This window comes from Cytobacillus sp. BC1816 (assembly GCF_051353635.1).
Taxonomy (GTDB): Bacteria; Bacillota; Bacilli; order Bacillales; family Cytobacillaceae; genus Cytobacillus; species Cytobacillus oceanisediminis_C.
Genome location: NZ_CP195611.1, coordinates 1,447,956 through 1,473,682 on the forward strand (window position 1 = coordinate 1,447,956; position 25,727 = coordinate 1,473,682).

The window sequence follows — 25,727 nt, forward strand, 5'->3', positions numbered from 1 at the left end:
TAAAACTGAAAAGTACATTAACGTTCATTTGAATTTATGAATGTTCAGAGACGACAAAAAAACAAAGATTTGCTAGTATAGTGAAGTACGTTTTCCTGTTAGGCTTTTTAACGGGCAAGAAGCTCGTGGTTTCGTGTTTTAAAAAAATACCGCTGGCAATATCAATTCCACAGCAAGAATGAAATTTTTCCAATTCACCTCAGGTTCCTGTGCTGGGGATAACATTTCAAAAAGAAGGTTTCATTGTATGAGAGGAGGTAATTTCTATGGAAGATCACGCAGTGGAAAGGGCAGATTCCCACATCAATACCAGTCTTCTAATCCAATCTTTACAAAATGAAGAAATTGATATCTTCAGGAATGAATTTCTTGATATGCACCCTTATGATCAGGCTTCATTTTTTAAAGATCTGGATGAGGACATCCGGGCAAAAATTTATCTTTATCTCTCTCCGGAAGAAATGGCAGCTCTATTTGAAAATTTGGAGATTGAGGAAGAAGATTATAAAGACGTCCTTGCTGAGATGAATCCCCACTATGCAGCGGATATGCTTTCGGAAATGTATGCCGATGATGCAGTTGATGTTTTAAATGAACTAGATAAAGACCAGGTAGTCAGCTATTTGACAATTATGGATGATGAATCGGCAAAAGAAATTAAGGATTTGCTTCATTACGAAGAATATACAGCAGGAAGTATAATGACGACGGAATTTGTCTCACTGTCAGCCAATCAGACGGTTCGTTCTGCTATGTATATCCTGAAAAATGAAGCGCCAAGGGCGGAAACCATTTATTATGTGTACGTTGTTAATGACGAAAAAAAACTTATTGGCGTTATTTCATTAAGGGATTTAATAGTAAGTGATGATGATACGATGATTTCGGAAATCACAAATGACAGGGTAGTTTCCGTATCTGTCGGCGAAGATCAGGAAGAAGTCGCAAGAAAAATTAAAGACTATAACTTTCTCGCCGTACCGGTTGTGGATTTTCAAAACCATTTGCTGGGTATTATTACAGTTGATGATGTCATGGATGTCATGGAAGAAGAGGCATCTGATGATTATTCCAAATTGGCTGCTGTATCGGATATGGATCATATTGACAGGAATCCAGTTTCTGCAGCGCGTAAAAGGCTCCCCTGGCTTATCATCCTGCTGTTTTTGGGTATGTTAACTGCAAGCCTTATCGGAAGATTTGAGGATACCCTGGATAAGGTTGCCATTCTGGCTGTTTTCATTCCTCTTATTGCAGGGATGGCAGGAAATACAGGGACTCAGGCATTGGCCGTTGCTGTCCGGGGTATTGCTACAGGTGACCTGGAGAAAGAAAATAAGTGGAAACTGGTGATAAGGGAAGCAGGGACTGGGTTAATTAATGGCGGAATTTGCGGTGTTCTTGTGAATTTCATTGTTTACTTCTGGAAAGGAAATTTCTTTCTTGGTGTTTTAGTTGGCGTTTCAATTTTGTTTACGTTGATAGTAGCCACCCTTGCCGGTGCGCTGATTCCATTGCTAATGCACAGGATGAAAATTGACCCGGCTGTTGCCTCAGGTCCATTTATTACAACTATTAATGATCTAATCAGTATTTTAATTTATTTTGGAATGGCGACATTATTTATGAGCTACTTAACAGGCTAAGGGGGTTATTTTATGGAACATGGAGCATCAGTAGCTTCGCTGGTCATTGTGATATTGGCTGCTTTTATCACGCCCATTTTGCTGCACCGGCTGAAAATTAATTTCATCCCTGTAGTGGTGGCAGAGATTCTTATAGGTTTGATTATCGGTAAAAGCGGCTTTGATATCGTACATGAAGATATGTGGCTGGAAACTCTTTCGACTCTTGGATTTATATTTCTAATGTTCTTGAGCGGTCTGGAAATTGACTTTACAGCTTTTTCTTCGGCAAAGAAGAGAGTAAAGCTCCCAAGCGGGAAGCTTGAGCCAAACTCTTTTGCTGTTTCTTCCATTGTATTTTTAGGAATATTTTTGGTTTCATTGGGTTTATCGTATTTATTTGTCTGGGCAGATTTCATTGATAATGCCTTTTTAATGACATTAATTATTTCGACCATCTCTCTGGGAGTTGTGGTTCCGACACTTAAGGAAGCGCATTTGATGAAAACAGGCATAGGCCAAATCATTCTGCTGATCGCCGTTATTGCTGATTTGGCTACCATGATTCTGCTGGCTGTGTTTGTTTCATTAAATGATACAGGCGGAGGGAATACCTGGCTGCTTCTCGTCTTATTTGGCGTAGGTGTATTGCTGTATTTCCTGGGGAGAAGGTTTAAAAACCTTAATTTTCTTGAAGCGATGTCTACAGGGACTGTTCAGATTGGAACAAGAGCGGTGTTTGCACTAATCATATTCCTGGTGGCGTTATCAGAAACAGTTGGGGCAGAGAATATATTAGGTGCTTTCCTTGCCGGTGTACTTGTATCATTGCTGGCGCCAAATCAGGAAATGATCCATAAACTGGATTCTTTCGGATATGGATTCCTCATCCCTATTTTCTTTGTGATGGTAGGGGTGGATCTCGACGTATGGACATTGTTTGGAGATCCGAAATTGCTAATGCTTATTCCATTGCTGCTGGTTGCACTGCTGCTTTCAAAACTTTTACCAATCTATATTTTAAAAAGATGGTATGACATTAAAACTGTTATTGCTTCAGGGTTTTTATTAACGTCAACCCTTTCTCTTGTTATTGCTGCAGCAACTATTGGTGAAAGAATGGATGTCATTACCGCCGAAATGAGCGGAACATTGATTTTAGTTGCAGTCATAACGAGTATATTTACTCCTGTAGTCTTTAAAAAGCTATTCCCTATGGAAGCGGCCGAAGAGAAGAAGCTAAAAGTGTCTTTCATTGGTGCTAATCAAATGACGATGCCGATCTATAATGAACTTAAATCATCCCTTTACGAACCAGCTTTGTATCATAAAAAGCAGGAAAAGGCGGAAAAGCAGATAGCTGACTCTTTGTTTGATATCATTGAAGTTGATGAATTTAATATTGAAAATTTTGATGGTACAGAAGCATTTGAATCAGATATTGTAGTAATCTCGACAGGGGATGAAGAGACAAATGCGACATTATCTATTGCTTTTAAAGAAAAGGGAGTGGATCGTGTCATTTGCCGTATGGAAAGCCCTGATATGGAAGAAACTTTACGGGAACATGATATTGAGCTGTTTTCAACCATTCTTTCGTCTAAGGCACTGCTTCGTGCTTTAATTGAATCACCTAGTGTGGTGAACATTTTAACGAACCAGGAGACAGCTTTATACGAGATCCGATTGAAGAATGAGCAGTTTGAAGGCATGATGCTCCGGCGATTCCCGTTTACAGGGGATGTCATATTCGTACGTATATTTAGAGGTAAGGATTCTATTGTTCCGCACGGAGATACAGAACTGCATGTTAATGACCGCCTGATTGTTACGGGATCTAAGGAGTACGTTGATGAATTAAAAAGGGAACTTGAGTTTTGTGAATGGTGTTAGGGCTCTCCGACATCTTTCTTGCCGAAAAAGTTCTGCTTTAATAGCAGGATTTTTTCGGCTTTTCTTTTCAGATAAATTGTTGTACAATTAGTACTAGGTACTAATAACATGTAATAATAAATCAGGAGGATTTTAAAATGACTCTTTCACTAAATGGAAAAACATTCGTTGTAATGGGTGTGGCAAATAAAAGAAGTATAGCATGGGGAATTGCCAAATCCCTTCATGATGCTGGTGCCCGTTTAATTTTTACATATGCGGGAGAAAGACTAAAGAAAAGTGTGCGTGAATTGGCAGAATCATTGGAGGATGCACATTCATTAGTTCTTCCTTGTGATGTAACAAGTGATGAAGACATCGCGAAATGCTTTGGCACGATTAAGGAGGAAGCTGGTGTAATTCATGGAATTGCCCACTGCATAGCCTTTGCCCACAAAGAAGAACTTCAGGGAGAATATATGAACACCACAAGAGACGGGTTTCTCTTAGCTCACAATATCAGCTCTTATTCACTGACTGCCATTGCCAAGGAAGCAAAAGGATTAATGACAGAAGGCGGAAGCATTGTGACTCTCACATACCTTGGCGGTGAGAAGGTTGTGAAAAATTATAATGTTATGGGTGTAGCAAAAGCCTCCCTTGACGCAAGTGTCAAATATTTGGCAAACGACCTCGGTAAAGATGGAATTCGGGTCAATTCCATTTCAGCAGGTCCAATCAGGACTCTTTCTGCAAAAGGAATTAGCGAGTTCAATTCTATCCTGAAAGAAATTGAAGAGCGGGCTCCTCTCCGTAAAACAACAACTCCGGAAGAAGTCGGGGATACAGCTTTATTCTTATTCAGCAGCCTGTCCCGAGGAATAACGGGTGAAAATATTCACGTAGATTCCGGTTATCATATTCTCTAATAGAAATTGCCTGCTCCAATGTGAGCGGGCTTTTTTTATTTCCACCAGAAACGAAAGCCCATCTTCTGCATACATATAATACGACGAACAATAAGATTAGCGGAGGTGGGCAAAAAAATGGCTGAGAAAAAAGTGAAGGAACCATTATTTTATATACAGCAGCCGAGTTTCCAATTTCCAGAGACCAGGATGCAAACAGTCTACTCCAGCAGAAAAGCAGAGCTGGATCGTAAACTGGAACAAAAAGAAAGTGTACCGGAACCCGGGAACAAAATAAATGAACAGGCGATGCCCAAAGAAAAGACTGAAAATATGACCGAAGTAAAGGTGCAGGCAGCTATTGAAGAATTTGAAGCAGGCAGGGAAGAGAAAAATGAAAGTGCATCCTTTGCATTTACGACGGAAAAAAGAAAACCTGCTTTCAATCGTGTAAAAAGCTTTAAGGAAATGGACACGCTTGAGCGCCTGGAGTACTTAATTGATTTTCCAAAACAGCTTCCCCCTATACCCTGTATATTTGAAACCGGCGATAAGGCAATAAGGGGATTTCTGGTTTCGAAAAAGGAAGAATCCATCGGGGTTAAGCTATTTGATGAATCGATTGAACAAATTAGTCTTCAATCATTAAATGCTGTCAAAATGATTGGCCTAAGAAGGTAAAAGAAAAGTGCAGGAGCTAGACAGAAAAAAATAGCCAGCCGAATGGACGGCTGGCTCCAAATTAATCTTCACAGATATCAAGGTCTACATCGGCAATACATTGAACAGCGCAGAAGCAGTTTAGGTCAACTGTTACGCAGTCATTAGTACTGCGGAAGTCGTCAACTTCGCAAACTTTTTTAAGGTCGATGCAGCAGTCATCGGCAAGGTTGACTGTTTTGTCTGGACCAGGTTTTCTATTTATTGGCTCTAGGACACGAAGCACTGCACAGCAGTTATCGAACACTTCTTCTACTCTAAAGAAAATGGATACACATGCACAGTCATTTCCTGTAAAGAAAGCATGGAATGGTGAACCGTCCGCAGTTTTTAATGTGAATACGCGGGTATCCGGGCGCTTGTGGCGTTTTCTGCCTGTTGGTGATATAACTCCCAGCGGCTCCAGGAAACAGTTTGAAGGGCATTCGCACACATCTTCTGCGTTATCTTGAATATCTTTTATAGCTCGAACTACTTCACATACACAGCCTTTGCCTTTGAAGTCGTCTTTTTTTCCACAACCCATTTTTGTTTTCCTCCTTGTTTGTTTCTTGTGGTCTACACTACTAACATATTGCCGAAGTGCCCTATGGGTTACGGACAAACGCCTTGTTTTTTGAAAAAATAGGCTATTTTTTTATATTGGAGGTGAAAAAAATGGACATAACACCTATGGAATTGCTGATTTTTGCTCTTGCAAGCTTCAGGCTGACCAGACTGATTGTATTTGATAAAATTACCGAGTTTTTGCGCACGCCTTTTTTGGAAGAAGTTGAGGAAAAGGATGAAAACGGAGGCGAAATTGAAGTTTATTGGGTTGTGAAAGATGGAAAAGTGCGAGGTTTCTTCGGAGAGCTTTTAAGCTGTTACTGGTGTACTGGTGTGTGGAGTGCGATTTTTTTATATGTGTCATATTACTTCTATGCATCATTGGCAGTTCCGGTGCTGCTGATTTTAGCAGTTGCCGGACTTGCAGCTATTATAGAATCTATGGTGCAAAAATTAATTAATTAGCTCATAGCTATTTGTTCCTTCATGTGGGCGTTTGTTTTACACAAGCTTTGAGGCTCAGCATAAATTAAAAAGAGGAAAATTATTGTTAATGGAGGGCCTCAAAGATGTTAAAGAATCATAAGGATCAGCAAGCTGAAAAATCACAGCCGGTCAAAAAGAAAAAGAAAAAGGGATGCGGCTGCGGAAAAAAAACGAAGAAAGCTCAATAGCCGGAGGACCCGGCTTTTTTTTATTGTTTTTTTTCTGGGAAAAATAGGATGGATAGTAATATTCATAAATCCAAAACTATTCGAGGACAATATAATTAAAGATTCTACATAGGAAGGGACTATTATGAAAAAAAGACTTTTATCGTTTATTGCATTTTCACTGATCTTATTATCAGGCTGCAGCGGAGATGGGAAGGTGACGGATAGCGATCTTGCGCTGCTCAAAACGACTAATCCCCCTGCTGTATTAATTGATAAAAATACAAAGGGAAATATGGATTTAGTCGAAAACATTGAGCATGACGTCGAAAAAATGAAAGAACTGTATGATGTTGCAGTGGTAAAAAGCAATGGGGATACTCTTGTTGCTTACAAAGTGAAGCATTTGCAGCGATTCCACATGAAAAAGATTGAAAAGAAAATGACAAAAATGCTTGAGGAGAAATACCCTGATGAGAAATTCATTGTTTCAAGCGATTATAAAATCTTTATTGAGGCAGTTGAACTTCAGGAAAAAATGAAAGATCCCGATTTTACAGACAATAAGGCTAAAAAGAAACTTGATAAAATCATAAAGCTGAAAAATGAAATGACATAGGAAGGGTGCAGGGGCATGAGTAAAAAAACAAAAACACCGGAACAGCAGCAATATGAGAAGCTTGAGCAAAAACATGAGCTGAAGCGCCCAGTCCTGAAAAATTGCATTCGTGCTTTCTGGGTGGGAGGTCTCATCTGTGTTGTTGGACAGGCAATAACTTATTTTTATATCTACTTTTTTAATTTCACCGAACAGACGGCCGGTAATCCAACTGTTGCTACGATGATCTTTATCTCCATGCTTCTGACAGGTTTTGGCGTTTATGACCGTTTGGGCCAGTTCTCGGGAGCAGGCAGTGCCGTTCCTGTAACGGGCTTTGGAAATGCTGTAATTTCAGCTGCTATTGAGCATCGCACGGAAGGCTTTGTGCTGGGTGTAGGGGGAAACATGTTCAAGCTTGCTGGGTCGGTTATTCTTTTTGGTGTGTTTTCGGCTTTTGTAGTGGCCCTAATTAAAACGCTATTAATTATTTGGGGGGTTATTTAATGCTAAAGGGAAAACAATCCTGGGTCTTTCAAAACCGTCCGGTAATTGCAGCTGCAGGTGTATCCGGCGGGCCATTTGAGGCAAACGGCAATCTGTCAGAAGATTTTGATGTTCTGCATGATGATTTGTGGATGGGTGAAGATTCTTATGAGAAAGCACATCGGATTCTTCTGGAAGAGGCGGGACAGACAGCCTTAAATAAGGCAAATGTCCAGAAGGAGGATGTACAATTTTATATTGCCGGGGATTTAATCAATCAGATTACTCCTTCCAGTTTAAGCGCAAGAACGATACAAATCCCATATTTCGGGGTTTTCGGAGCTTGCTCAACTTCAATGGAAGGACTTGCGCTGGCATCCTTCATTGTTAATTACCGTGGTGCTGATCACGTTTTGACAGGTGCTTCGAGCCATAATGCTGCTGTTGAAAAACAATTCAGATACCCGACAGAATACGGTGGCCAAAAGCCCCCAACAGCCCAATGGACAGTAACTGGTGCAGGTGCCGCTCTGGTTTCCGCAAAATCAGCTGGTTCGAATTTGCCGGTTACCACTTCTGCTACAATTGGTAAAGTAATCGACATGGGTCTGACAGATCCTTTTAATATGGGAGGAGCTATGGCGCCTGCAGCAGCAGATACCATTACTGCACACTTCAAAGACATGCAGCTGGATCCATCACATTACGATTTGATTGTCACAGGGGATCTTGGGAGAATAGGGCAGGAAACTGCTTATGAACTGCTCATAAATAATGGATTGAAAATTGATAGAGAGAAATTTAAAGATTGCGGATTAATGATTTATAAAGATGATCAGCCTGTCCAGTCTGGAGGAAGCGGCGCAGGGTGCTCGGCTGCTGTCTTGTATGGACACCTTTTGAATCAAATGAAGCAAGGGACTTATAGAAGAATCCTTGTTGTCGCGACGGGCGCCTTATTATCGCCATTGACATTCCAGCAGAGTGAAAGCATCCCCTGTATTGCACATGCAGTTTCAATTGAAATGACTTAAAGAGGATGTTTAAAGGAGGAATATTTGCATGCTGCCTATGTTTTTTTGGGCTTTTGTAATTGGAGGCCTATTTTGCGTATTTGGACAAATATTATTTGATATTTTTAAGTTAACACCTGGCCATACATTAAGCCTTTTGGTTGTAATTGGAGCTGTTCTTGATGGAGTTGGGCTGTATGAACCGCTAGCGGACTTTGCGGGGGCAGGAGCGACAATCCCTATAACAAGCTTTGGCAATTCCCTCGTCCATGGAGCCCTTCAGGAAGCTGATCAGCACGGGCTAGTCGGCGTATTGACCGGAATGTTCGAAGTAACCAGCTCCGGTATTTCAGCTGCGATAATCTTCGGCTTTATCGGTGCACTAATTTTCAAGCCAAAAGGGTAAATGAGATGGTAAATACACTAGTATTTCCTTCAAGTTATTAAAAAACAAGCCTTTTATTTCAATCTGACTGAATAAACCAAGCCTCCCTTGGGAGCTTGCCCATTCACCATGCTATATTTTCACATATGTTGCAGGGAGAAATCCAAGTGAGGTGAGAGGCATGGGCTATGGCTATGGAGGCTGCGGATATGGCGGGGGCTATGGGAATACGTTTGTTCTAATCGTTGTCCTATTCATATTACTCATTATCGTCGGAGCAAGTTTCTACAATTAGATTTCACAAAGGCTGACTCAGAACCAGCAGCAGGTTTTGTGTTGGCTTTTTTGCGTATCAAGTACATAAATTTTTAATACATTTCACGTTTTTCGCCCACCTTCATAAGATATAAAGGAGTAAATGAAGGAGCGTGATTGATCAGCATGGATAACAACTTTTTTAAAAACCTTGAAAAGAAAACAGGCGTAAATATGAAGGATGTACTTGAACTGGCCGGCTCATTGCAGAATGCAAATTTTAAAGATGAAAAAACAGTACGAAATGTAATCAAGAGAGTTTCGCAAATTGCAAATAAACCCGTTTCCAAGGATATGGAAGATAAAATTGTGAAATCAATTGTTGCTGATGGAAAGCAGCTTGACTTTAACACAATTTCCCAGATGATGAATAAAAAATAACAGAAGGGCCTGGCCAGGTTGCAGCCAGGTCTTCTGTTTATTTTCCGTCTTTGTTCCTGCCGCTTCTTGTGATGGGGGCAATGAACCTTGAGGCATATGCCTTCCGTCCCCGCCTTTTTTCCGGCACAGAAATGTATAAGTCCTTCCTTGCCCTTGTAACGGCAACGTACATTAACCTTCGTTCTTCCTCTAGCGGTGCAGACTCACCTGAACGGTAAGCTTCCAGTGCATGATCATGCGGGAGGTTTCCTTCAACTGCACCTGAAACATATACCACATTATATTCAAGGCCTTTTGCACGGTGGATAGTGCTTAAAGTAATGGCATTATCATTATTCCTGCTGAGGCGCTTGATTTCTTTGTTCATGGCTCTCATATGTTCAGTATGCTCCAGAAATTCATGAAGAGATTCAAAGTTGCGCGCAGCGACCTTTAAATCTTTTATATCATCAGAGCCTTTATCCATTTTATTGCCTTCATTGCCGCGTTTTTTTAAAAAGTCCTGGAAGCCCAGCTCTTTTTCAACAGTTTCAAATGCAGTGATGGGACTAAGTCCGGAGATTGATCTGGTAACAGAGATCACTTTTTTTAACTTGCTTTCCTGAAAAGCAAATCCTGTTTTTATAAACTTTAGACACTCCAGCATTGAGCAATCCTGCAAGATGCTTTCTGCCTTAATATCCTGAAGGACTGATTGTTTAACAAATAGAGACGGGAGCATATCTTTCAAAGCATTCTGGTCATCTTCATTTAATGATAACTTTAGAAAAGCAAGCATGCTTCTAACAATAAACCGATCATAAAATGATTCGGCATCCTGATCCAATTTAAACGGAAGGCTGGAATTGGCCAGCCTTTCAAAAATGGCCCTGCTGCCAGTATGAGTGCGGAATAATACTGCAAAATCCCGCGGCTCATATCCTTCTTCAATTTTTTCCTGAATATCAGTCATGATCATCGTTGCTTCTTCTTCCTCATCAAAAGGAAAAAAGAGAAATGGGTGCTGCCCGCCAGAAAATTGGGCATTCATGCTTTTGGCACGTCTATGTTTATTTAGAGAAATGATTTGGTTTGCTGCTGATACGATCTCGTGAGCAGAGCGGTAATTCTGATTCAATGTTATAACCTTAGCACCAGGGAAATCTTTCTCGAAATCTAAAAGATATTGGGGATCGCTTCCTCTGAAAGCATAAATAGATTGATCATCGTCACCCACTGCACAGACGTTTTTTGTTTTATCGGACAGCATTTTCATAAGCTCATATTGAACATTATTAATATCCTGGAACTCATCGATCAGGAAATAATGAAAGCGATTTTGATATTGTTCAAGAATTTCAGGCTTTTCATGAAAAAGAGCATGGCAGCCTGTCAGCATGTCATCAAAATCAAATAATTCTCTTCTTAATTTTGTTTGTTCATACCTTTGATAAAGTATCGCGGTCTGTTCCTCCCAATCATTCTTTGGATGAACCTTCCCAGGACCAATAAGAGAGTTTTTCCAATAGCTAATTTGCTGGAGGGCAAGGTCAAAGGCAAATTCCTTTTCATCGAGCTTTAAGTCTTTGCTGGATTCCTTAATGATCTGTTCCCGCTGCCACTCTTTATTAAGGAGCTTGACGGAAGACCATTTTCCCGGATTGTGGAAAGAGAGAATCCGGTAAAATAAGCTGTGAAAAGTCCCTGAAACGATTTGCCTGACTTTTTGTGAATCCATTCCGGGATATTGGATAAGGCGCTCCTTCATTTCAGCCGCAGCCTTAGCTGTAAAAGTAACGAGCATTATTGATTTAGGATCGATATTTTTTTCGCGAAGCATAAAAGCAGTCCTGGTTGTTAAAACTCGGGTCTTGCCGCTCCCTGCTCCTGCAAGAACGAGCAGAGGCCCATTAATATGTGAGACAGCCGCAGCCTGCTGTTCATCCAAAAAGACTCCTGCTTGTGAAAGGGACTTTAAGTATTCATCAGGGAAACTTTGATTGTGAGTGCTTTCCTGGATATAAGGGGGGATATTTTTTGCTGGCTGAGCTTTTTTAAAGGCTGATTCGATTTCTTTTACAGCAGCAGAAGCAATTGGCCTTGAAACAGGAATTTTAAAGCCGTTTCTTTCTATATATTCTTCAGTTTCAATCGTGGCTGATTCTTTTTTCGTCACTATATCCTTGCACATTCTGCTGCTTTGCTGAATATGATAAAAATGAGGCTCATCCATAATTCCTAAATACAAACGGACAGAAACTCCACAATCAGGGCAATACAGCTTTCCTTTTTTGCCTTCTTCATAAATATGCTGAAAACTTTCCCGATTCAATTGTTCCAGATTCACTGCTTTATTATGTAAAATTGCTGTCTTCATAAAAAATACCCCATTTTTATAAATTGCCGAGTTTAAATTATTAATCATCTTCCTTACAACAAGACAAATTTTATCATAACAAACCGGCAAAGGATTCTAAAGTGCTTTTCTGTTTAAAATTTTATGTAAACGGGTACATAAAAGTAAATATTGTTTCGTATACCTTTAATAATCACATACATAGAGAAAAGAGAGGGGAGCATTCATGGGCTACATTTTACCTGTAACTTCATATCAATATAGTCAGTATGCAGAAAGAGAGATTGACACAAAATATGATCCATTTCATTTCGTGCCAGTTGCCAAAATATCGGCACAATCCAATTCAAAAGATTTTCGTCATGAGCTTCCTCTTAATATTCAAAGAAGGCTAACCAAATTAAATTCTCAGCAGCGGGCTGACATCCAAACACGGAGCACCAGAAAGAAGGCAGAAGAAACATACGGCGAGCTGACGGGTAAAGGCCGCTATATTAGTGAATGCATATAGGAAAAGCGGAAGCGCATCCAAGGAAGCTTTCCCTTGGTGCTCACCCCCGACACCTCGAGGTGGTAGGCGGCCTCCTAAAAGCTGCCGCTTTTAAGAGTTGCGATGGTTAAGCTGCCGAAACCTTATTAGACAGTTATCTAAACTAAAGCAGTTTCTAACCAATAAAAAGAAGGAGAGGCTCAGTACGTTTGCACGTGCAAAGCCTCTCCTTTTTTCCACTCTGCATATAAGACATCTTTGACATTATTGGCGCCGCTGCTTTTAATTTCATGGATAAGGTTTGTTTCATCCCAATTGATGCTTTTGAGATTATCCCAAATCACTTCTCCGTCTAAAATTAAAGTTACTGGCAGCTCGATCTTATTTATAGGGAGTTTTAAATCCCCAATGGTTGGGGTTGAGTAAAGAGGTTTTTTTAATGCACTGACCGTTCCATCTGTTTCAAGAATGGCATATTCGCATTCCCTAATAGAAAAGACGTCCTTTGAACGGAGGAGGTGCTGAAGCTGATTAAGGTCAAGGTGGTTTTTCTTCAGTTCTTCATAGACGATTCTTCCTTTTTTTATAACAATAGAGGGCTCACCTTCAAGAAGCTTGCGTGCCCGTTTAAATTTCTGGGTAAGGATTTCTGTTGCGTAAATGAGAGTCCCCCATACAGCAACAGCAAAGAATATTTCGGGGATTCCAGTCTCCTGATCGTATAAGGCATTACCCACCAGCTCGCCTAACACGATGGCAGAGATAAAATCAAAAGGAGTAATCTGTGTGATCTGAGTTTTTCCCAGGAGTTTTGCCATAATAAATAAGAAAATATATCCTATCACAAGTACACTTATGATATGTAAATATTCCATTCAAACCACTCCTTAAAATGCTGTATCTGGAATAGTATTTGCAGATTGTCCCAAAATTATTGCATACAAAAAAGCTCCTGCCATCCTGGCAGAAGCTTGTCCGTTATATCTTTTTTTTCATTGTACGGTGGGGAATCCCGGCATCCATGAATACTTCCGAGATTACCTGATAGCCCAGCTTTTCATAAAAAGGGATAGCCTGCGTCTGGGCATTTAATTTTAAGGCAGGCAAGCCTTGTTTCTTAGCATGCTCTTCAATTTTATCCATTATTGCCTTTCCTGAGCCGCTCTGACGGTTCTCCTTCAGAACGCATATTCTTTCCACTTTGCCATTGCCGTCAACTGTACGAAATCTTCCGGCACCTGCAGGCATGCCATTATTATATAGTACAAAATGGACTGCTTCGTCTTCGAACTGATCGATTTCCTCTTCCTCGGGAACATTTTGCTCGTTGATAAAAACTTGTTTCCTTACTGAGAAGGCATCATGCAATTCTTGTTCAGATGAGACTACTTTTACTTCCACTTTTCACTATTCCTTTCCTAGCCTGAATGTTTCATAAACGGTCCATGAACCGTTTTCCAGCTGATATAAAAGATGAAAACGATCCACAACCTCTTCGTGATTAACAGGCTGCATTCTTAAGCTCCCATATACATCGGAATGTTCATCATTGGAGAGTTTTTGTCCGATGGTAATATGGGGAACAAAATTATATTCAGGTGTATCGCCGCTAATATGATCATTCAGTTCAATATGTAACTCTTCAAGCTGGGCTGAAGGCTCAATTTTAAAATAAATGACATTGTTGACAGGCTGGAAAGAGCTGATTTTTGTAGCATTAATATGAAATGGCTCGTGTTTATCAGCTATTCCATGAAGTGTTTCCGTCAGCTGTTTTATTTCTTCTTCAGATGCTTCAAAGCGCGATCTTAATGTTACATGCGGAGGAATTAAAGCATAATGCGGATCATACCGCTTTCTATAAGAATTGGCCAAATCCTGCAATTTTTTTGACGGGAAAATAACTATGCCGTAATTAGTGTTCATACAACAACCTCCATGTTCATTAATGTTTTTTATAACTGGCAGGCTAAAATGAAATGAAAAACACTTGGTTGGTCTATTATAGCAAATTTTCTAAATTCATTATATAATTATACCTTTTTTCATAATAAAAAACAGTATGTCAAGATAATCTTTTTATAGCGAATGAATAGGTCTTTTTACACAATTCTGAAGTTAAAACATAGACTTTAGCGCCCTTTTTAAATCAGGCTGCCAGTATGTCCATGTATGATCGCCATCGAATTCATCATAGAAGTAAGGGAATTGTTTCTGCTTAAACAAACTGGAAAGATCCCGATTTGGTGTAAGGAAATCTTTCTCTTCACCTCCTGTGGTTTTTACAGATGTCTCGCCTTTCCCGATAACGTGATAAATATTAAGAAGGTGGGCCTGCGTAAATTCCTGCACTGCCTCTGTAACGGAGGTGTCAACATAAGGTGATTGAAGAATTAACCTCCCAAAAGTATTAGGGTATTGCAGGGCTGCCATTAATGAAACAGTTGCCGCAAGTGAGTCTCCCATAAGGGCACGTCCCATTCCCATTTGATAAGTAGGAAATTCACGGTCAAGATATGGAACCAGTTCGTGTGCAAGGAAACGAATATAAGCATTATGCTGTTCACCGTCCGGATGATATTTCTTCCATCTGTCTTTGACGTTTTTATAAGGGACTCCAACAATGATAATATTTTCAATTTCTTTTTTGTTTAATAATTCATCCGCTATGCGTCCGACTCTTCCAAGCTGGAAGTAATCTTTACCATCCTGGGCTATAACAACTGTGTATTTATATAAAGGTGAAAAGGAAGCGGGCAAATAAATGAGCAGTTCAACCTCTTCGCCCAGTTCCTTGCTTTCGATTGCAATATCTTGTATTGAACCTCTAGGGTAATCCATCATTTTTGTTCCTCCGTTTAGTTCTAATGTGTTATGTAAGAGTTTACAATGAGATTTTATCATATATATATAGGAATTGCTTTTTACATGCATTCTCATGCATGAGGCATGCCGCTTTATTTTGGATAAAATTCACAGAGAGGGTGAATCAGCATTCAAAAAGACAATTAACGGCAAATTTTAAAAGTAGGGAAGGATCATTTGACAATTCAGATAAGGTTTATGTTAGTATATAATTGATAAAATCTAATCTTTATAAGGGGGAAATAGGATGAAAAAGAGAAGTATATTCCTAGCCACAGCTCTTCTGTTAGCGCTTTCTATGGTTCTTGCAGCATGCGGCGGCGGAAAAGATGAAGGCGGCGGCGATGGAGAAGGCGGCGCAGACAAGCCTAAATTCATGAGCATCGTAACTGGTGGAACAGGCGGTACATACTATCCGCTGGGCGGATCATTCGCTGAGATTATTTCTGATGCTACAGGCATTGATACAAATGCTGAAGTTTCAGGTGCATCTGCAGAGAACATGAACACACTGAAAGATGGCAATGCTGAGATTGCTTTCTCTCAAACAGATATTGCTTCATATGCACAAGAAGGAAAATTAATGTTTGAAGGTGCAGCTGTGGATAATGTGAGTGCGATCGGCACGCTTTATCCGGAAACGATTCAGATCGTTACTACTGCAAAATCTGGCATTAAATCTGTTGAAGACTTAAAAGGCAAAAAAGTTTCAATCGGAGCTCCTGGTTCAGGAACTGCTGCGAATGCAGAACAGATTCTTGAAGTGCACGGAATCAAATTGGATGACATTCAAAAGCAGGATCTTTCTTTTGATGAGTCAACTGCCGGAATCCAGGATGGCAATATTGATGCAGCATTCGTTACAGCTGGAACTCCTACAGGTGCTGTTGAAGGACTTTCTGCAACTGAAGATGTTGTGATCGTTCCGATTGAACAGGATAAAATCGATGCATTAATCGAAAAATATCCTTACTATGTACAAGATGAAGTGCCATCTGGAACATATAAGCTTGCAGAAGCTGTGCCAACAGTAGCAGTACAGGCAATGCTTGTTGTTTCAAATGACCTTTCAGAGGATGTAGTTTACGATGTTACGAAAGCAATCTTTGAGAATCTTGACAAAGTTACACATGCCAAAGGAAAAATGATTAAGGCTGAAAATGCTGTAAAGGGTACTGGCATTGAACTGCACCCTGGTGCTAAAAAGTACTTTGACGAAAAAGGCTTTAAAGCTGAATAATCTTTCAATAACATAATCCAATGATGAAATTTGGCCGGCTGTAAAACCTAATAAGGTTATTGCGCCGGTCAATTAATTTTAAAATGAAATGGCAATCAATTGTAAAAGCTGACAATATTTTTTAGGTGGAGGTTTCATGAAATTTAATAAGCCAGGGAACAAAAAAGCGGTCCTGGCACTCCTCGTAATCATTACCATCGCAATCATGTTCTTCATACCCATTAAGCAGGCAGTTGTTTTTGAGTATCAAAACAAAGGAAAGGTGATTGCTTATTTCCCGATTAAAGAGGACAGAACCTTTAAGATAAAGTATACACATTCCATCCACCTTACAGATGTTGTAGAAAGCTATACTATAACCGAGGATGGAAGTATTAAATTGTTCGAACTCATGTATGAGGATTTTGCCATCGGCATGCCTGAGAATGCTTCAGATGGAGAAACATTTGAACAAAAGGACGGCAAATATTATATTAAGAATATGAAAAGGGTTTTTCCTTCATTTGACTTAAGGCTGGGTAAGGTCAGAGCGAATCACAGATTGATTTTGCAGGGCGAAGAATATGTCCTTGCAGATTATATCGAACCTGGCACATGGGTACGGATAAAGGCAAAAAAAATAAACTTATTCGAGGTGTTGAAAGGAGTGAATATCCTTGGAAAATAAAGGAGAAACATTATCTCTTGAGGAACAGCAAAAATTGCTGGAAAAATACGATCCAGAGGCTGGTACAAGGAAATTAGGAGGAGTATTAGGCTGGATCGTCTTTTTTGGGCTTTTAGCATTTTCACTGTTCCATCTATATACAGGGGTTTTCGGAATGCTTACAGCCCAGCTGCAGCGTTCGATTCATTTAGGCTTTGCTTTAGCCCTAATATTTCTATTATTCCCTGCAAGGAAGAAAGATAGAGGCCGAAAGCATAGAGTTGCCTGGTACGATATCATTTTAGCTATACTGGGTATTGCTGTCGGAGCTTATTGGCCTCTATTTATTGATGAAATTGTCATGAGAGCTGGCCGTCTGACCGAGATTGATTTTTATGTAGGATTAATTGCAGTACTTCTGGTTCTGGAAGCGACAAGGCGCGCAGTTGGACTTCCAATTACCATTATTGCCGTCATTTTTCTTGCCTATGCTATGTTCGGGCCGTATATGCCGGCATTTTTAGCGCACCGCGGTCTTGATTTAGAAAGATTGGTGCAGACCATGTTCTTTACGACAGAGGGGATCCTGGGTACCCCCTTAGGCGTATCTGCCACCTTTATATTTTTATTCTTATTATTTGGTTCATTCCTTGTAAAAACGGGTGTAGGTCAATATTTTAATGATTTGGCTGTGTCCATCGCCGGAAAGAGAACTGGCGGACCGGCGAAAGTGGCCATTTTCTCAAGTGCTCTCCAGGGGACTATCAGCGGAAGTTCCGTAGCTAACGTAGTAACCTCTGGATCTTTCACCATTCCAATGATGAAAAAGCTTGGGTACAAGAAAGAGTTCGCTGGCGCAGTTGAAGCGACTGCATCAACCGGCGGCCAGATTATGCCTCCAATCATGGGTGCTGCTGCATTCCTGATGGTTGAGTTTATTGGCGGCGGCATTACATACTGGGATATTGCAAAGGCAGCTGCTATTCCGGCACTTCTATATTTTGCCGGGGTCTGGATCATGACTCACTTCGAAGCAAAACGTGTAGGTCTCAGAGGGCTGAAAGATGAAGAGATGCCTAACCGTAAAGAAGTATTGAAAAAGATTTATCTGCTGCTGCCTATTTTGGCAGTTATCATCCTGCTAATGAGCGGAATGAGTGTAATACGTGCTGCTCTTTGGTCAATTGTAATTACGGTTGCAGTAAGTATGATAAGCAAGGAAACGCGCATTGGATTCAGAGATGCTATCGATGCCTTGGTTGATGGTGCGCGCACCGCTTTGGGCGTTGCTGCAGCAACAGCTGCGGCAGGTATAATTGTTGGAGTTGTTGTAAAGACAGGTCTTGGATTAAAGATGGCGAATGGTCTTCTTGATCTTTCAGGCGGTCTGTTGATTCCGACTCTAATGCTGACAATGGTTGCAGCGATAATCCTGGGAATGGGTTCACCAACAACTGCAAACTATGTTATTACATCAACAATAGCCGCCCCTGCGATCATCTTGCTGGGTGTACCTGATTTATCTGCTCACTTATTTGTTTTCTACTTCGGTATTGTGGCAGATGTCACACCGCCAGTTGCTCTTGCAGCGTTTGCGGCGGCGGGCGTATCCGGTGGAGATCCGATAAAGACAGGAGTAACAGCATCCAAGCTTGCTATCGGAGCTTTTATTATTCCATACATGTTTGTCCTTTCACCTGAGTTATTGATGATTGATACAACCTGGTATTACTTAATCTGGGTAGTATTCACCGCCTTGGCAGGTATGATGGCAATTGGGGCTGGCGTAATTGGCTTCTGGCTGCGTAAATTAAATATTATTGAAAGGCTGCTGGGAATTGCAGGCGGACTAATGCTAATATATCCTGAAGGGGTAACTGACATTGTTGGATTAGTTATTTTTATCCTGTTGATAGCACTGCAGGTTTTCATTAAAAAAGACGATCAGGCAAAGCCTCAAACAGCTTAATAAATGTAGAAGGAAGGATGCTCACATGATGAGATCCTTCCTTTTTTGCTTCTGCATCCTTAGACTTTCAGGCCCCCTGATCGCTATGGCCGATTGAAAGGGTTGTATTAACATATTCTTCTTCGCTGCTGGTTAATAACACAGTGAATGTGCCTGTTTCTTCTCCTTCATATACTTCATAACGGAGGGGTTCTTTTAATAGTTCGCTTTTATACTCAATGATCTCACGCTGATTGTTATCTTCTTTAAATCTGTTAACTTCTTCAGCATCTTTTGGAATGCGTTTTTCGATAAAAGCAAGAACCTCTTCATTACTCATATCTTTTTCCATATTTTTAAATTGCATCTCAACTTTTATTGCACGATGCGTTTCAAACTCTTCCAGCATACTGTCTCCGTTGAAGCGGGCAATTTCATCATTATTTTATTTTCCTCATAAGCCTTTGTGAAAAGGTCCCGTATGTCTCCTAAACCAACCTCTTCAGTTATCTTTTTGTTATCTTCCGGAGCTTTCTCTGTTTCCTCCCGCTGTTCCTCCGTAGAAGGATTATTTTTGTCTTCATCCTCGACAATTTGCTCTTCACTCTGATTACAGCCTGCCAGTATAAGGATTGCTGAACACAAAGCAGCAATCAATGAGTTGCTTTTAATAAAATACTTCCTTTCTTCAGTTTAAATTATTTAAGGGCCAAATCCCGGTTAGAGAGTGTATACCCGGATGAAGACCAAATAATCGGAGAAGGAAAGGAGCATAGTAAAAAGCCGTACTCCCCAAGTGAAATACAGGCTTTGAATGAATAAAATGAAATATTTTGAAAGAAAGCTCCTTTTAGCTGATTTGGCGAGCTTTCTTTTCGGGCAAAATGGACATGATATGGTTCAAGTTGAAGATGCGCATTTGTTTTCTATATAAACAATAGGCTAAAATCGTGCTGCCTCGAAGTTCTTTGATTAATATTTTTCTTTGTGTAAATGAATTGCGTTTGGAGAGATAAATGATTTCCACAGGCTTTCTCTCTTCCATAGCTCGATAAAGAATTCCTTTCATATAGAAATCCCTCCTTACTTTTATTTACATTATATACGAACGTGCGTTCTTTTTCAAGCAAAATACGAAAATTTGTTCGCATAAAAAAAGACTTCACAAATGAAGTCATTTTAAATAATCTTTAACCCCTTGTTTTTCAAGTGATTAAGCAAAACAGTGCCGTATTGTATGGCATAGCCTAAAAAGACGGCTACGAACAATGTGCCTAATCCAACGGGACCGCCTAAGATAAGGCCAATGGCCAATGCTAGAAATTCATTAATTATACGTGCAGTCTTAATGCTGATATTGAGCCTTTTGGCAGTTGCGATCATTAATCCATCAATGGGGCCGCTGAATAATTGAGGACGGATATATATAGAGACCCCGAAGCCAAGTAATGAGACGCCTGTAATGAAGGCAAGGATCTGAAGGGATAAGTTTGTAACTGTGATGCCGCTAAAAACAAGCTCCATCCAAAAATCGATCCCCGCACTCGCTAAAATGGTTCCAATAAATGATTTAAACTGGGGCTTTTCCCAGGTCAGCAGAGCATTAAAAAATATAAGAGATGCTGTGACCAGAAATGACCATGTTCCAATTGTCAGACCGAACTTATTAAACAGGCCAACATAAACAGTGTCCCAGGCACCTGCACCAAGGTTGGATAAGATAATTAATGAGACACCGAGAGTGAGAATTAAATATCCTGCAATTATTTGAATGAGTGTTGTATGTTTAATCATGTTGCATCCTCCCCAATACATATTACCGTATTTAAATAAATTCTCAAGGGAAAGAAAAGGAAGAAAATTATTTAGTATTCCAAACAGTCCAGTATAGGAATAGCACATTTTTTAATCCTTAACATATAAAAACAGCTCCCATATATGGGAACTGCTTTAAAAATACTTAAACCTTAATATCGATTTTTGCACTTTTCTTCAATTCTTCTACATGCTTAACCAGCATATCCTGCTGTTTTTGCTGTTCAAGCTGTTGCTTGATCTGAGGTTTTACTTCCTCCAATTTAGGGGGCTCCTGTCCTTCAGCACCACCCTGGCTGGCATATTCATCATAGAATTTCTGAATTTCAGCATCTGTAACTTCTCCTGGTTTAATCTCGCCATTAATATATTTCGTATATTTAATATTGTTGGCAATTTCCTTCTCTAATGAGTCAGGGTTAAGGCCAGCCTGTTTCATTGCTGTTTCGAATTCCTTGTCGTCCTTGAATTGTCCTTTTGTTTCTTCCAGCTGCTTTTTGACTTCCTCATCAGAAGCTTTGTAGCCTTTTTTGTCGGCTTCCTGGAGAAGAAGTGTCTGGCCGACTAGACTGTCGAGTGTCTGCTCCTTGATTTTCTTTGCAGCATCTTTGGTAGTAGGGTCTTGTCCCATTTGCTGATACATCATTTGTGATGAAGTAAGCACACTGTTATACTCGCGGCCGAGAATTTTCTTTTCATTAACAATTGCAACAGTCTTTTCTTCATCAAGCTTTTGTTTGTCCATTTTCTTTTTCATTTCTTCCATTTGCTTTTGCTGGTCCTGCTGGTCGGTTTCAGCTGTTTTCGTTTCCTCTTTTTTATCTGCACTTTTGCTTTCATCATCAGCTCCACAAGCAGCTAAAACGGCAGATATTAATACTAGTAAAAAGGGATACATTAGTTTCTTCATTAAAATTTCTCCTTCCGTAACCCTGTGTGGTTTGATTCAGCTAACAAAAGAATCATATAGAGGGCATTATAAAGCATTAATTCTTAAAAAGATACCTTTAAGGCATAAATGCAGGATTTGTAATGGGAATGTAATCTCGTTTTAAACCTGATAACCTTATAGTTTATGGTTGAAATTAAGGTATTGACTTTTATGAAAGAAAGAAGTATATTTTATATTGTCCCCAATACAGGGAAATATCATAACGATTCCGTAGCTCAGCTGGGAGAGCGCTACCTTGACAGGGTAGAGGTCGCTGGTTCGAACCCAGTCGGAATCATACTTGAAGTGTCTGGCTGCAATAGCCAGGCACTTTTTTTGTTTACAGGGACTTTGTTTTTGAACTGGGAACTCCTTGCAATGTTTTAACGAAATTATGATAGGGAATCGATAAAATATAAAAATTCACAAAATAATTTTTATTAAAAATCTATGCTATAATTTCATTGTGAAATTACAAGAGTTAGGGGATATTTCTATGTTGAAAGATCTGTTTATCGGCCTTTCCCAAAATGAATTGCTGAATAGCGCTGCAAAGAAATATGGGTTGAAATTGGGAGCGCAGAGTGTAGTTGCGGGAACAAATTTAGATGAAGCAATTCAAAGCATCAAAGAGCTTAATGCTCATGGCATCTCTTGTACTGTCGATAACCTCGGGGAATTTGTATATAAAAAGGAAGAGGCGGCAGAAGCGAAGAAACAAATAATTGAAGTGATAGAGGCCATTCATGAAAATCAGGTGGATGCACATATATCTTTAAAGCCTTCCCAATTAGGCCTGGATATCGACTACTCTTTCTGTCTTGAAAATGTTAGGGAGATAGTAGAGAGAGCAAGCAATTATGGTATTTTTGTGAATATGGATATGGAAGACTCTAAGCGTTTGCAGCCTTCCTTTGATTTACTGGATGAATTATCTAAAGAATATAATAACATAGGTACAGTTATACAAGCCTATTTCCTGGATGCTGAAGAAGATTTAATGAAATATAAAGATTTCCGCTTGCGAATTGTAAAAGGGGCTTATAAGGAGCCTGAAGAAATTGCTTATCAGGAAAAAAGTGACATCGATGCTAACTTTATAAAATTAATAGAATGGCATTTGCTGAATGGCAAATTTACATCTATTGCAACACATGACCATAAAGTAATTAATCATGTAAAAGATTTTGTAAGGGCTAACAATATCCCTAAAGAGAAATTTGAATTTCAAATGCTTTATGGCTTCCGCAAGGATATGCAGCTGAAGCTTGCTGGTGAAGGCTATAATTTCTGTACGTATGTACCATTTGGAAATGACTGGTACGGCTACTTCATGAGGCGCCTGGCTGAAAGGCCGCAGAATTTAAATCTTGTTGCCAAGCAGGTATTTAATAAGAAAACCAATACTGTGATTGGTGTGGCTGCAGGAGCTTTCCTATTAGGAAGATTGACAAAGAAGCGGAAAAAATAATACTGCGAAAGCCTCCCTGTTTTACTTAAGCAGGGAGGCTTTTTTGTCTTGAACGGGTACGGTATACCGGCTATTAGACTTGTGATAGAGGAAATGAAAGAGATGTATGCTTGTGATGAAATCTGCCTATTAGTCATCAAGGAGAATGAGCCGGCTATTCGTGTTTATACGAAAGTTGGTTTTGAACCAACAGGAGATCTTTCAGGCCTTCCATCCTGAACCCATCTATAAGCTAAAAGTGTAAAAAAAGTCCCTTACAGTATTGTCAGGGACTTTTGCCTATATTTCAATTTCAGCGCCATAATGATCTGAAATGATTGGTTTGTGTGTGCCGTTAAAAATAACCCGTGAATATTTCGGCTGGATAGGCTGAGCCGAAAGAATTAAATCAATCCGCATATCATGTTTAATGTCCTCCCAGCCGAAAATCTTTCCTTTAACAGTAACACCCGAATCCTACCTGGAAGCTAATTCATAAGTGTAGTAGAGCCCATTGCCTGTCAGAAAGTCATAACCTTCATTGCGGACACGAGCGAAGCTGTTGAAATCTCTCATTAAAATGGCGGATTCATCCTTTGCGGCTTGTGAAAGAAGAGATTCAACCTGGAATTTATAGGACTCTTCTTCATCGTGCCACCAGCCGAGATGACAAGTATAGAAGGAGATGGGCCTATCTTGATGAACTAATTTAATACCAACTATTTTTCGTGTCTTCCAGTGTTTTTGGTCTCGGTTATTTGTAATGAAAAATGAATGATCTTCATTTATTTCATGCCTGGTCATGATTGCAGGCCCTCTTCATATATATCATAGCTGATATGTGAGAACTCCCATTTATATACGTAATCTTCAAAACCTAATTTCTCAATTCTTAAATTAACAACAGTGCATAATTCTGTATCTCCTGCCGCCAAAAAGTTATTCAGGTCATCAATCCATGCAAGCCATTGCGGTTCTTGTCCAGCCGCTGTTGAAACTGCATTAGAGCCTGTCAGGATTTTCTAGGTTCCGACAGGCTAAATGTTTAATTGGGACAGTCAGCATATGATGCAATCCAAATGGAAGAAGCAATCGTTCCAGTGTGCCAAAAAATGGGGAAATAACTGGTAGCAAACAATTGACCGCAATCTTTTAATAACCCTTAAATAAATGGCCAAACAATTGATAAGATTAAGGCTGCTCCAACCTAGCCGCCAATTACAGTGAAGGGCACAAAGCCCTTTCCATTTGAAAAAGGAAAGATGCAACCGTTTAGTGTGAAGTGTTTTTTTTAGAACTTTTATGGATATCGAAGTAATTTCCCTTGATAATATTTTTCCAAATCATCCATCTAAAAAGAAATACCTTAGAGTTTAATGCATAAAAATAAATAAATATTATTAAAAATACATTTTCCTCTTGCTAAAGAAGTATTTCATCCTTTAAAATTCTCTTAAAGAAGGAATCCCTTCACGTAAAAGGATAGATTTCTAGATGAATATAGATAAAAATAATTTTGAATAGTGGAAATTCTTCTTGTTAGAGAAGCATTTCATGCTTTATAATTTGCATAAGAAGTTTTTCCTTCACTATTCATGAGGAGCCGGCATGGATAAGAAAACAATGAGCCAGATGATTAAAGAAAGCTATTCCTCACTCTCGCCAGGACAGCGGAAAGCTGCTGAATTTATAATGGAGCATGCTGATGAAGCTGTTCTATTAACAGCATTTCAAGTTGGGAGAAATGCAGGGGTCAGTGAGACAACGGTCATTCGACTTGCGTACGCACTTGGGTTCAGCGGTTATTCCCAAATGCAGGATCGAATAAGAAAAGAGTGGCTTGCTGGGAAACAGGTGGATTACTTTGAACATGACTCTTCCATAGAAAATACTGCGGAAGAGAACCTGTTTAGGAGAGTCATTGATCAGGAGAGGAAAATACTTCGGCAATTGCTTGATCAGATTGATGAAAGGGAAATTTGGAAAGCGATTGATGCATTAATCCGCTCAGACAGGGTTTATGTTGGGGGGTTTGGCAGCTCTTTTGCCGCAGCATACTGGTTTTATTACACGCTTAAACAAATTAGGGGAAATGTTTATATCTCAAGCCCTAACGGTTTTCTTCCTGAGGATGTGTGTGATTTAACAGATCAATCGGCCGTTGTCATTTTTTCTTTTCCTCGTTACCGGAAAGAAGCGTTAAAGCTTGCATCTTTTGCTGAAAGGCAAGATTCAAGGATTATTGCCATAACAGACCGCCAGCTGTCGCCAATCGGGCAGTTGGCAGAAGTTACGCTTACTACGGATGAGCTTATGGATTCTGGACATCATTCGGCAGCTTCCGTAATAAGTTTACTGGAGGTGCTGATTGCAGGTATCGATGAACGGGATCATGAAAGAGCTGCAAAAAGACAGCAGGAACTGGAAATCTTATATGCTGAACAAGAGCGGTTTTTTGAGTAAGTTTGAACAGCAGGGGAGTTAATACCAGAAATAAAGGGG

General features: G+C 39.9%; 30 protein-coding genes, 1 tRNA gene and 1 pseudogene. 19 read left to right on the forward strand and 13 right to left on the reverse strand.

Features of this window, described 5'->3' with window-relative positions:
* The first annotated feature begins 266 nt into the window (after window positions 1–266).
* The 4 genes from mgtE (at window position 267) to ACR42H_RS07660 (ending at window position 5,086) form a co-directional block, all read left to right on the forward strand.
* Complete coding sequence (mgtE, locus tag ACR42H_RS07645; RefSeq protein ID WP_436375374.1) at window positions 267–1,646, forward strand: magnesium transporter; 1,380 nt, start codon at window positions 267–269, stop codon at window positions 1,644–1,646.
* 12 nt (window positions 1,647–1,658) lie between these two features.
* Window positions 1,659–3,518 (forward strand): monovalent cation:proton antiporter family protein, encoded by a 1,860-nt coding sequence (locus tag ACR42H_RS07650; protein ID WP_113883318.1) that lies wholly within the window; start codon window positions 1,659–1,661, stop codon window positions 3,516–3,518.
* Between the two features lie 137 nt (window positions 3,519–3,655).
* Window positions 3,656–4,426 (forward strand): enoyl-ACP reductase FabI, encoded by a 771-nt coding sequence (fabI, locus tag ACR42H_RS07655; protein ID WP_436375375.1) that lies wholly within the window; start codon window positions 3,656–3,658, stop codon window positions 4,424–4,426.
* 117 nt (window positions 4,427–4,543) lie between these two features.
* Window positions 4,544–5,086 (forward strand): CotO family spore coat protein, encoded by a 543-nt coding sequence (locus ACR42H_RS07660; RefSeq protein ID WP_436375376.1) that lies wholly within the window; start codon window positions 4,544–4,546, stop codon window positions 5,084–5,086.
* Window positions 5,087–5,147: 61 nt separating this feature from the next.
* Here the strand turns inward: ACR42H_RS07660 and ACR42H_RS07665 are convergent, their stop codons facing one another.
* Complete coding sequence (locus ACR42H_RS07665) at window positions 5,148–5,651, reverse strand: CotY/CotZ family spore coat protein (RefSeq protein ID WP_113883315.1); 504 nt, start codon at window positions 5,649–5,651, stop codon at window positions 5,148–5,150.
* Between the two features lie 131 nt (window positions 5,652–5,782).
* On the opposite strand from ACR42H_RS07665, the gene ACR42H_RS07670 reads away from it, so the two are divergent.
* The 7 genes from ACR42H_RS07670 to ACR42H_RS07700 all read left to right on the forward strand — a co-directional run bounded on the left by ACR42H_RS07670 (window position 5,783) and on the right by ACR42H_RS07700 (window position 9,505).
* Complete coding sequence (locus ACR42H_RS07670) at window positions 5,783–6,139, forward strand: DUF1360 domain-containing protein (protein WP_113883314.1); 357 nt, start codon at window positions 5,783–5,785, stop codon at window positions 6,137–6,139.
* Window positions 6,140–6,472: 333 nt separating this feature from the next.
* Entirely contained in the window at window positions 6,473–6,946 is a 474-nt protein-coding gene (locus ACR42H_RS07675) for a YhcN/YlaJ family sporulation lipoprotein (protein ID WP_436375379.1), read from the forward strand.
* A gap of 15 nt (window positions 6,947–6,961) precedes the next feature.
* Complete coding sequence (gene spoVAC, locus ACR42H_RS07680; RefSeq protein WP_436375381.1) at window positions 6,962–7,432, forward strand: stage V sporulation protein AC; 471 nt, start codon at window positions 6,962–6,964, stop codon at window positions 7,430–7,432.
* Window positions 7,432–8,445, forward strand: a complete 1,014-nt coding sequence (gene spoVAD / locus ACR42H_RS07685) for a stage V sporulation protein AD (protein ID WP_113883312.1) — start codon at window positions 7,432–7,434, stop codon at window positions 8,443–8,445. The genes spoVAC and spoVAD overlap by 1 nt, the downstream gene beginning before the upstream one ends.
* A 28-nt stretch (window positions 8,446–8,473) precedes the next feature.
* Window positions 8,474–8,830, forward strand: a complete 357-nt coding sequence (gene spoVAE / locus ACR42H_RS07690) for a stage V sporulation protein AE (protein ID WP_113883311.1) — start codon at window positions 8,474–8,476, stop codon at window positions 8,828–8,830.
* Between the two features lie 160 nt (window positions 8,831–8,990).
* A complete protein-coding gene (locus tag ACR42H_RS07695; RefSeq protein WP_019381501.1) occupies window positions 8,991–9,104 on the forward strand; it encodes a YjcZ family sporulation protein in 114 nt (37 codons plus the stop codon).
* A gap of 146 nt (window positions 9,105–9,250) precedes the next feature.
* Window positions 9,251–9,505, forward strand: coding sequence for a stage VI sporulation protein F (locus ACR42H_RS07700; protein WP_009331176.1), 255 nt, complete (start codon window positions 9,251–9,253; stop codon window positions 9,503–9,505).
* A 37-nt stretch (window positions 9,506–9,542) separates the two neighbouring features.
* Here the strand turns inward: ACR42H_RS07700 and ACR42H_RS07705 are convergent, their stop codons facing one another.
* On the reverse strand, window positions 9,543–11,861 hold the full coding sequence (locus tag ACR42H_RS07705) for a UvrD-helicase domain-containing protein (RefSeq protein ID WP_436375384.1): 2,319 nt from the start codon (window positions 11,859–11,861) through the stop codon (window positions 9,543–9,545).
* A gap of 205 nt (window positions 11,862–12,066) precedes the next feature.
* Here ACR42H_RS07705 and ACR42H_RS07710 point away from each other — a divergent pair, with 205 nt between their 5' ends.
* Window positions 12,067–12,351 carry a hypothetical protein gene (locus ACR42H_RS07710; RefSeq protein WP_113883309.1) on the forward strand — a complete coding sequence of 95 codons (285 nt, stop codon included), beginning with the start codon at window positions 12,067–12,069 and terminating at the stop codon, window positions 12,349–12,351.
* Window positions 12,352–12,530: 179 nt separating this feature from the next.
* On the opposite strand, the gene ACR42H_RS07715 is transcribed toward ACR42H_RS07710, so the two are convergent.
* The 4 genes from ACR42H_RS07715 to ACR42H_RS07730 all read right to left on the reverse strand — a co-directional run bounded on the left by ACR42H_RS07715 (window position 12,531) and on the right by ACR42H_RS07730 (window position 15,174).
* Window positions 12,531–13,205 (reverse strand): DUF421 domain-containing protein, encoded by a 675-nt coding sequence (locus tag ACR42H_RS07715; RefSeq protein ID WP_436375386.1) that lies wholly within the window; start codon window positions 13,203–13,205, stop codon window positions 12,531–12,533.
* Between the two features lie 103 nt (window positions 13,206–13,308).
* Window positions 13,309–13,731, reverse strand: coding sequence for a GNAT family N-acetyltransferase (locus ACR42H_RS07720; RefSeq protein WP_113883307.1), 423 nt, complete (start codon window positions 13,729–13,731; stop codon window positions 13,309–13,311).
* Window positions 13,732–13,737: 6 nt separating this feature from the next.
* On the reverse strand, window positions 13,738–14,256 hold the full coding sequence (locus ACR42H_RS07725) for a YjcG family protein (protein WP_436375389.1): 519 nt from the start codon (window positions 14,254–14,256) through the stop codon (window positions 13,738–13,740).
* A gap of 192 nt (window positions 14,257–14,448) precedes the next feature.
* Window positions 14,449–15,174, reverse strand: a complete 726-nt coding sequence (locus ACR42H_RS07730) for an alpha/beta hydrolase (protein ID WP_113883305.1) — start codon at window positions 15,172–15,174, stop codon at window positions 14,449–14,451.
* Between the two features lie 268 nt (window positions 15,175–15,442).
* Between ACR42H_RS07730 and ACR42H_RS07735 the strand changes: the two genes are divergently transcribed.
* The 3 genes from ACR42H_RS07735 to ACR42H_RS07745 all read left to right on the forward strand — a co-directional run bounded on the left by ACR42H_RS07735 (window position 15,443) and on the right by ACR42H_RS07745 (window position 19,050).
* Window positions 15,443–16,435, forward strand: coding sequence for a TAXI family TRAP transporter solute-binding subunit (locus tag ACR42H_RS07735; protein ID WP_258747481.1), 993 nt, complete (start codon window positions 15,443–15,445; stop codon window positions 16,433–16,435).
* 136 nt (window positions 16,436–16,571) lie between these two features.
* Complete coding sequence (locus ACR42H_RS07740) at window positions 16,572–17,102, forward strand: DUF1850 domain-containing protein (protein ID WP_113883303.1); 531 nt, start codon at window positions 16,572–16,574, stop codon at window positions 17,100–17,102.
* The gene (locus ACR42H_RS07745) at window positions 17,092–19,050 is read left to right on the forward strand and encodes a TRAP transporter permease (RefSeq protein WP_113883302.1); all 1,959 of its coding nucleotides are present in this window, start codon (window positions 17,092–17,094) and stop codon (window positions 19,048–19,050) included. The genes ACR42H_RS07740 and ACR42H_RS07745 overlap by 11 nt, the downstream gene beginning before the upstream one ends.
* A 67-nt stretch (window positions 19,051–19,117) precedes the next feature.
* Here ACR42H_RS07745 and ACR42H_RS07750 read toward each other — a convergent pair whose 3' ends face one another.
* The 5 genes from ACR42H_RS07750 to ACR42H_RS07770 form a co-directional block, all read right to left on the reverse strand.
* Window positions 19,118–19,396, reverse strand: coding sequence for a hypothetical protein (locus ACR42H_RS07750; RefSeq protein ID WP_436375392.1), 279 nt, complete (start codon window positions 19,394–19,396; stop codon window positions 19,118–19,120).
* An 8-nt stretch (window positions 19,397–19,404) separates the two neighbouring features.
* Entirely contained in the window at window positions 19,405–19,686 is a 282-nt protein-coding gene (locus ACR42H_RS07755) for a hypothetical protein (RefSeq protein WP_436375394.1), read from the reverse strand.
* Between the two features lie 193 nt (window positions 19,687–19,879).
* Entirely contained in the window at window positions 19,880–20,098 is a 219-nt protein-coding gene (locus ACR42H_RS07760) for a hypothetical protein (RefSeq protein ID WP_035327332.1), read from the reverse strand.
* 110 nt (window positions 20,099–20,208) lie between these two features.
* Window positions 20,209–20,823, reverse strand: a complete 615-nt coding sequence (locus ACR42H_RS07765; RefSeq protein ID WP_113883300.1) for a YczE/YyaS/YitT family protein — start codon at window positions 20,821–20,823, stop codon at window positions 20,209–20,211.
* A gap of 166 nt (window positions 20,824–20,989) precedes the next feature.
* Window positions 20,990–21,754 (reverse strand): SurA N-terminal domain-containing protein, encoded by a 765-nt coding sequence (locus tag ACR42H_RS07770; protein WP_436375396.1) that lies wholly within the window; start codon window positions 21,752–21,754, stop codon window positions 20,990–20,992.
* A gap of 246 nt (window positions 21,755–22,000) precedes the next feature.
* Here ACR42H_RS07770 and ACR42H_RS07775 point away from each other — a divergent pair.
* The 3 genes from ACR42H_RS07775 (at window position 22,001) to ACR42H_RS07785 (ending at window position 23,465) form a co-directional block, all read left to right on the forward strand.
* Window positions 22,001–22,073: transfer RNA gene (locus tag ACR42H_RS07775), tRNA-Val, on the forward strand.
* 198 nt (window positions 22,074–22,271) lie between these two features.
* Window positions 22,272–23,246, forward strand: a complete 975-nt coding sequence (locus ACR42H_RS07780; protein ID WP_436375398.1) for a proline dehydrogenase family protein — start codon at window positions 22,272–22,274, stop codon at window positions 23,244–23,246.
* Between the two features lie 48 nt (window positions 23,247–23,294).
* The gene (locus tag ACR42H_RS07785) at window positions 23,295–23,465 is read left to right on the forward strand and encodes a GNAT family N-acetyltransferase (protein ID WP_243856206.1); all 171 of its coding nucleotides are present in this window, start codon (window positions 23,295–23,297) and stop codon (window positions 23,463–23,465) included.
* Window positions 23,466–23,702: 237 nt separating this feature from the next.
* On the opposite strand, the gene ACR42H_RS07790 is transcribed toward ACR42H_RS07785, so the two are convergent.
* Both ACR42H_RS07790 and ACR42H_RS07795 read right to left on the reverse strand, forming a co-directional pair.
* Window positions 23,703–24,029: a hypothetical protein gene (locus tag ACR42H_RS07790; RefSeq protein ID WP_436375401.1), complete on the reverse strand. Its 327-nt coding sequence runs from the start codon at window positions 24,027–24,029 to the stop codon at window positions 23,703–23,705.
* Window positions 24,030–24,139: 110 nt separating this feature from the next.
* Window positions 24,140–24,480 (reverse strand): annotated as a pseudogene (locus ACR42H_RS07795) (PTS transporter subunit EIIC); the annotation flags it as partial.
* Between the two features lie 353 nt (window positions 24,481–24,833).
* On the opposite strand from ACR42H_RS07795, the gene ACR42H_RS07800 reads away from it, so the two are divergent.
* Window positions 24,834–25,688, forward strand: coding sequence for a MurR/RpiR family transcriptional regulator (locus tag ACR42H_RS07800; protein ID WP_436375403.1), 855 nt, complete (start codon window positions 24,834–24,836; stop codon window positions 25,686–25,688).
* The last annotated feature ends 39 nt before the right edge of the window (window positions 25,689–25,727 follow it).

What these genes read in the sequence shown, in the direction of transcription:
- ACR42H_RS07730 (WP_113883305.1), bottom strand. Translation starts at nt 15,174, where the DNA reads ATGATGGATTACCCTAGAGGTTCAATACAAGATATTGCAATCGAAAGC.
- ACR42H_RS07740 (WP_113883303.1), top strand. Translation starts at nt 16,572, where the DNA reads ATGAAATTTAATAAGCCAGGGAACAAAAAAGCGGTCCTGGCACTCCTC.
- ACR42H_RS07670 (WP_113883314.1), top strand. Translation starts at nt 5,783, where the DNA reads ATGGACATAACACCTATGGAATTGCTGATTTTTGCTCTTGCAAGCTTC.
- ACR42H_RS07790 (WP_436375401.1), bottom strand. Translation starts at nt 24,029, where the DNA reads ATGACCAGGCATGAAATAAATGAAGATCATTCATTTTTCATTACAAAT.
- ACR42H_RS07700 (WP_009331176.1), top strand. Translation starts at nt 9,251, where the DNA reads ATGGATAACAACTTTTTTAAAAACCTTGAAAAGAAAACAGGCGTAAAT.
- ACR42H_RS07675 (WP_436375379.1), top strand. Translation starts at nt 6,473, where the DNA reads ATGAAAAAAAGACTTTTATCGTTTATTGCATTTTCACTGATCTTATTA.
- ACR42H_RS07650 (WP_113883318.1), top strand. Translation starts at nt 1,659, where the DNA reads ATGGAACATGGAGCATCAGTAGCTTCGCTGGTCATTGTGATATTGGCT.
- ACR42H_RS07715 (WP_436375386.1), bottom strand. Translation starts at nt 13,205, where the DNA reads ATGGAATATTTACATATCATAAGTGTACTTGTGATAGGATATATTTTC.
- spoVAC (WP_436375381.1), top strand. Translation starts at nt 6,962, where the DNA reads ATGAGTAAAAAAACAAAAACACCGGAACAGCAGCAATATGAGAAGCTT.
- ACR42H_RS07735 (WP_258747481.1), top strand. Translation starts at nt 15,443, where the DNA reads ATGAAAAAGAGAAGTATATTCCTAGCCACAGCTCTTCTGTTAGCGCTT.
- spoVAD (WP_113883312.1), top strand. Translation starts at nt 7,432, where the DNA reads ATGCTAAAGGGAAAACAATCCTGGGTCTTTCAAAACCGTCCGGTAATT.
- ACR42H_RS07750 (WP_436375392.1), bottom strand. Translation starts at nt 19,396, where the DNA reads ATGCAATTTAAAAATATGGAAAAAGATATGAGTAATGAAGAGGTTCTT.
- spoVAE (WP_113883311.1), top strand. Translation starts at nt 8,474, where the DNA reads ATGCTGCCTATGTTTTTTTGGGCTTTTGTAATTGGAGGCCTATTTTGC.
- ACR42H_RS07725 (WP_436375389.1), bottom strand. Translation starts at nt 14,256, where the DNA reads ATGAACACTAATTACGGCATAGTTATTTTCCCGTCAAAAAAATTGCAG.
- fabI (WP_436375375.1), top strand. Translation starts at nt 3,656, where the DNA reads ATGACTCTTTCACTAAATGGAAAAACATTCGTTGTAATGGGTGTGGCA.
- ACR42H_RS07695 (WP_019381501.1), top strand. Translation starts at nt 8,991, where the DNA reads ATGGGCTATGGCTATGGAGGCTGCGGATATGGCGGGGGCTATGGGAAT.
- ACR42H_RS07765 (WP_113883300.1), bottom strand. Translation starts at nt 20,823, where the DNA reads ATGATTAAACATACAACACTCATTCAAATAATTGCAGGATATTTAATT.
- ACR42H_RS07710 (WP_113883309.1), top strand. Translation starts at nt 12,067, where the DNA reads ATGGGCTACATTTTACCTGTAACTTCATATCAATATAGTCAGTATGCA.
- ACR42H_RS07800 (WP_436375403.1), top strand. Translation starts at nt 24,834, where the DNA reads ATGGATAAGAAAACAATGAGCCAGATGATTAAAGAAAGCTATTCCTCA.
- ACR42H_RS07705 (WP_436375384.1), bottom strand. Translation starts at nt 11,861, where the DNA reads ATGAAGACAGCAATTTTACATAATAAAGCAGTGAATCTGGAACAATTG.
- ACR42H_RS07770 (WP_436375396.1), bottom strand. Translation starts at nt 21,754, where the DNA reads ATGAAGAAACTAATGTATCCCTTTTTACTAGTATTAATATCTGCCGTT.
- ACR42H_RS07660 (WP_436375376.1), top strand. Translation starts at nt 4,544, where the DNA reads ATGGCTGAGAAAAAAGTGAAGGAACCATTATTTTATATACAGCAGCCG.
- mgtE (WP_436375374.1), top strand. Translation starts at nt 267, where the DNA reads ATGGAAGATCACGCAGTGGAAAGGGCAGATTCCCACATCAATACCAGT.
- ACR42H_RS07665 (WP_113883315.1), bottom strand. Translation starts at nt 5,651, where the DNA reads ATGGGTTGTGGAAAAAAAGACGACTTCAAAGGCAAAGGCTGTGTATGT.
- ACR42H_RS07780 (WP_436375398.1), top strand. Translation starts at nt 22,272, where the DNA reads ATGTTGAAAGATCTGTTTATCGGCCTTTCCCAAAATGAATTGCTGAAT.
- ACR42H_RS07760 (WP_035327332.1), bottom strand. Translation starts at nt 20,098, where the DNA reads ATGAAAGGAATTCTTTATCGAGCTATGGAAGAGAGAAAGCCTGTGGAA.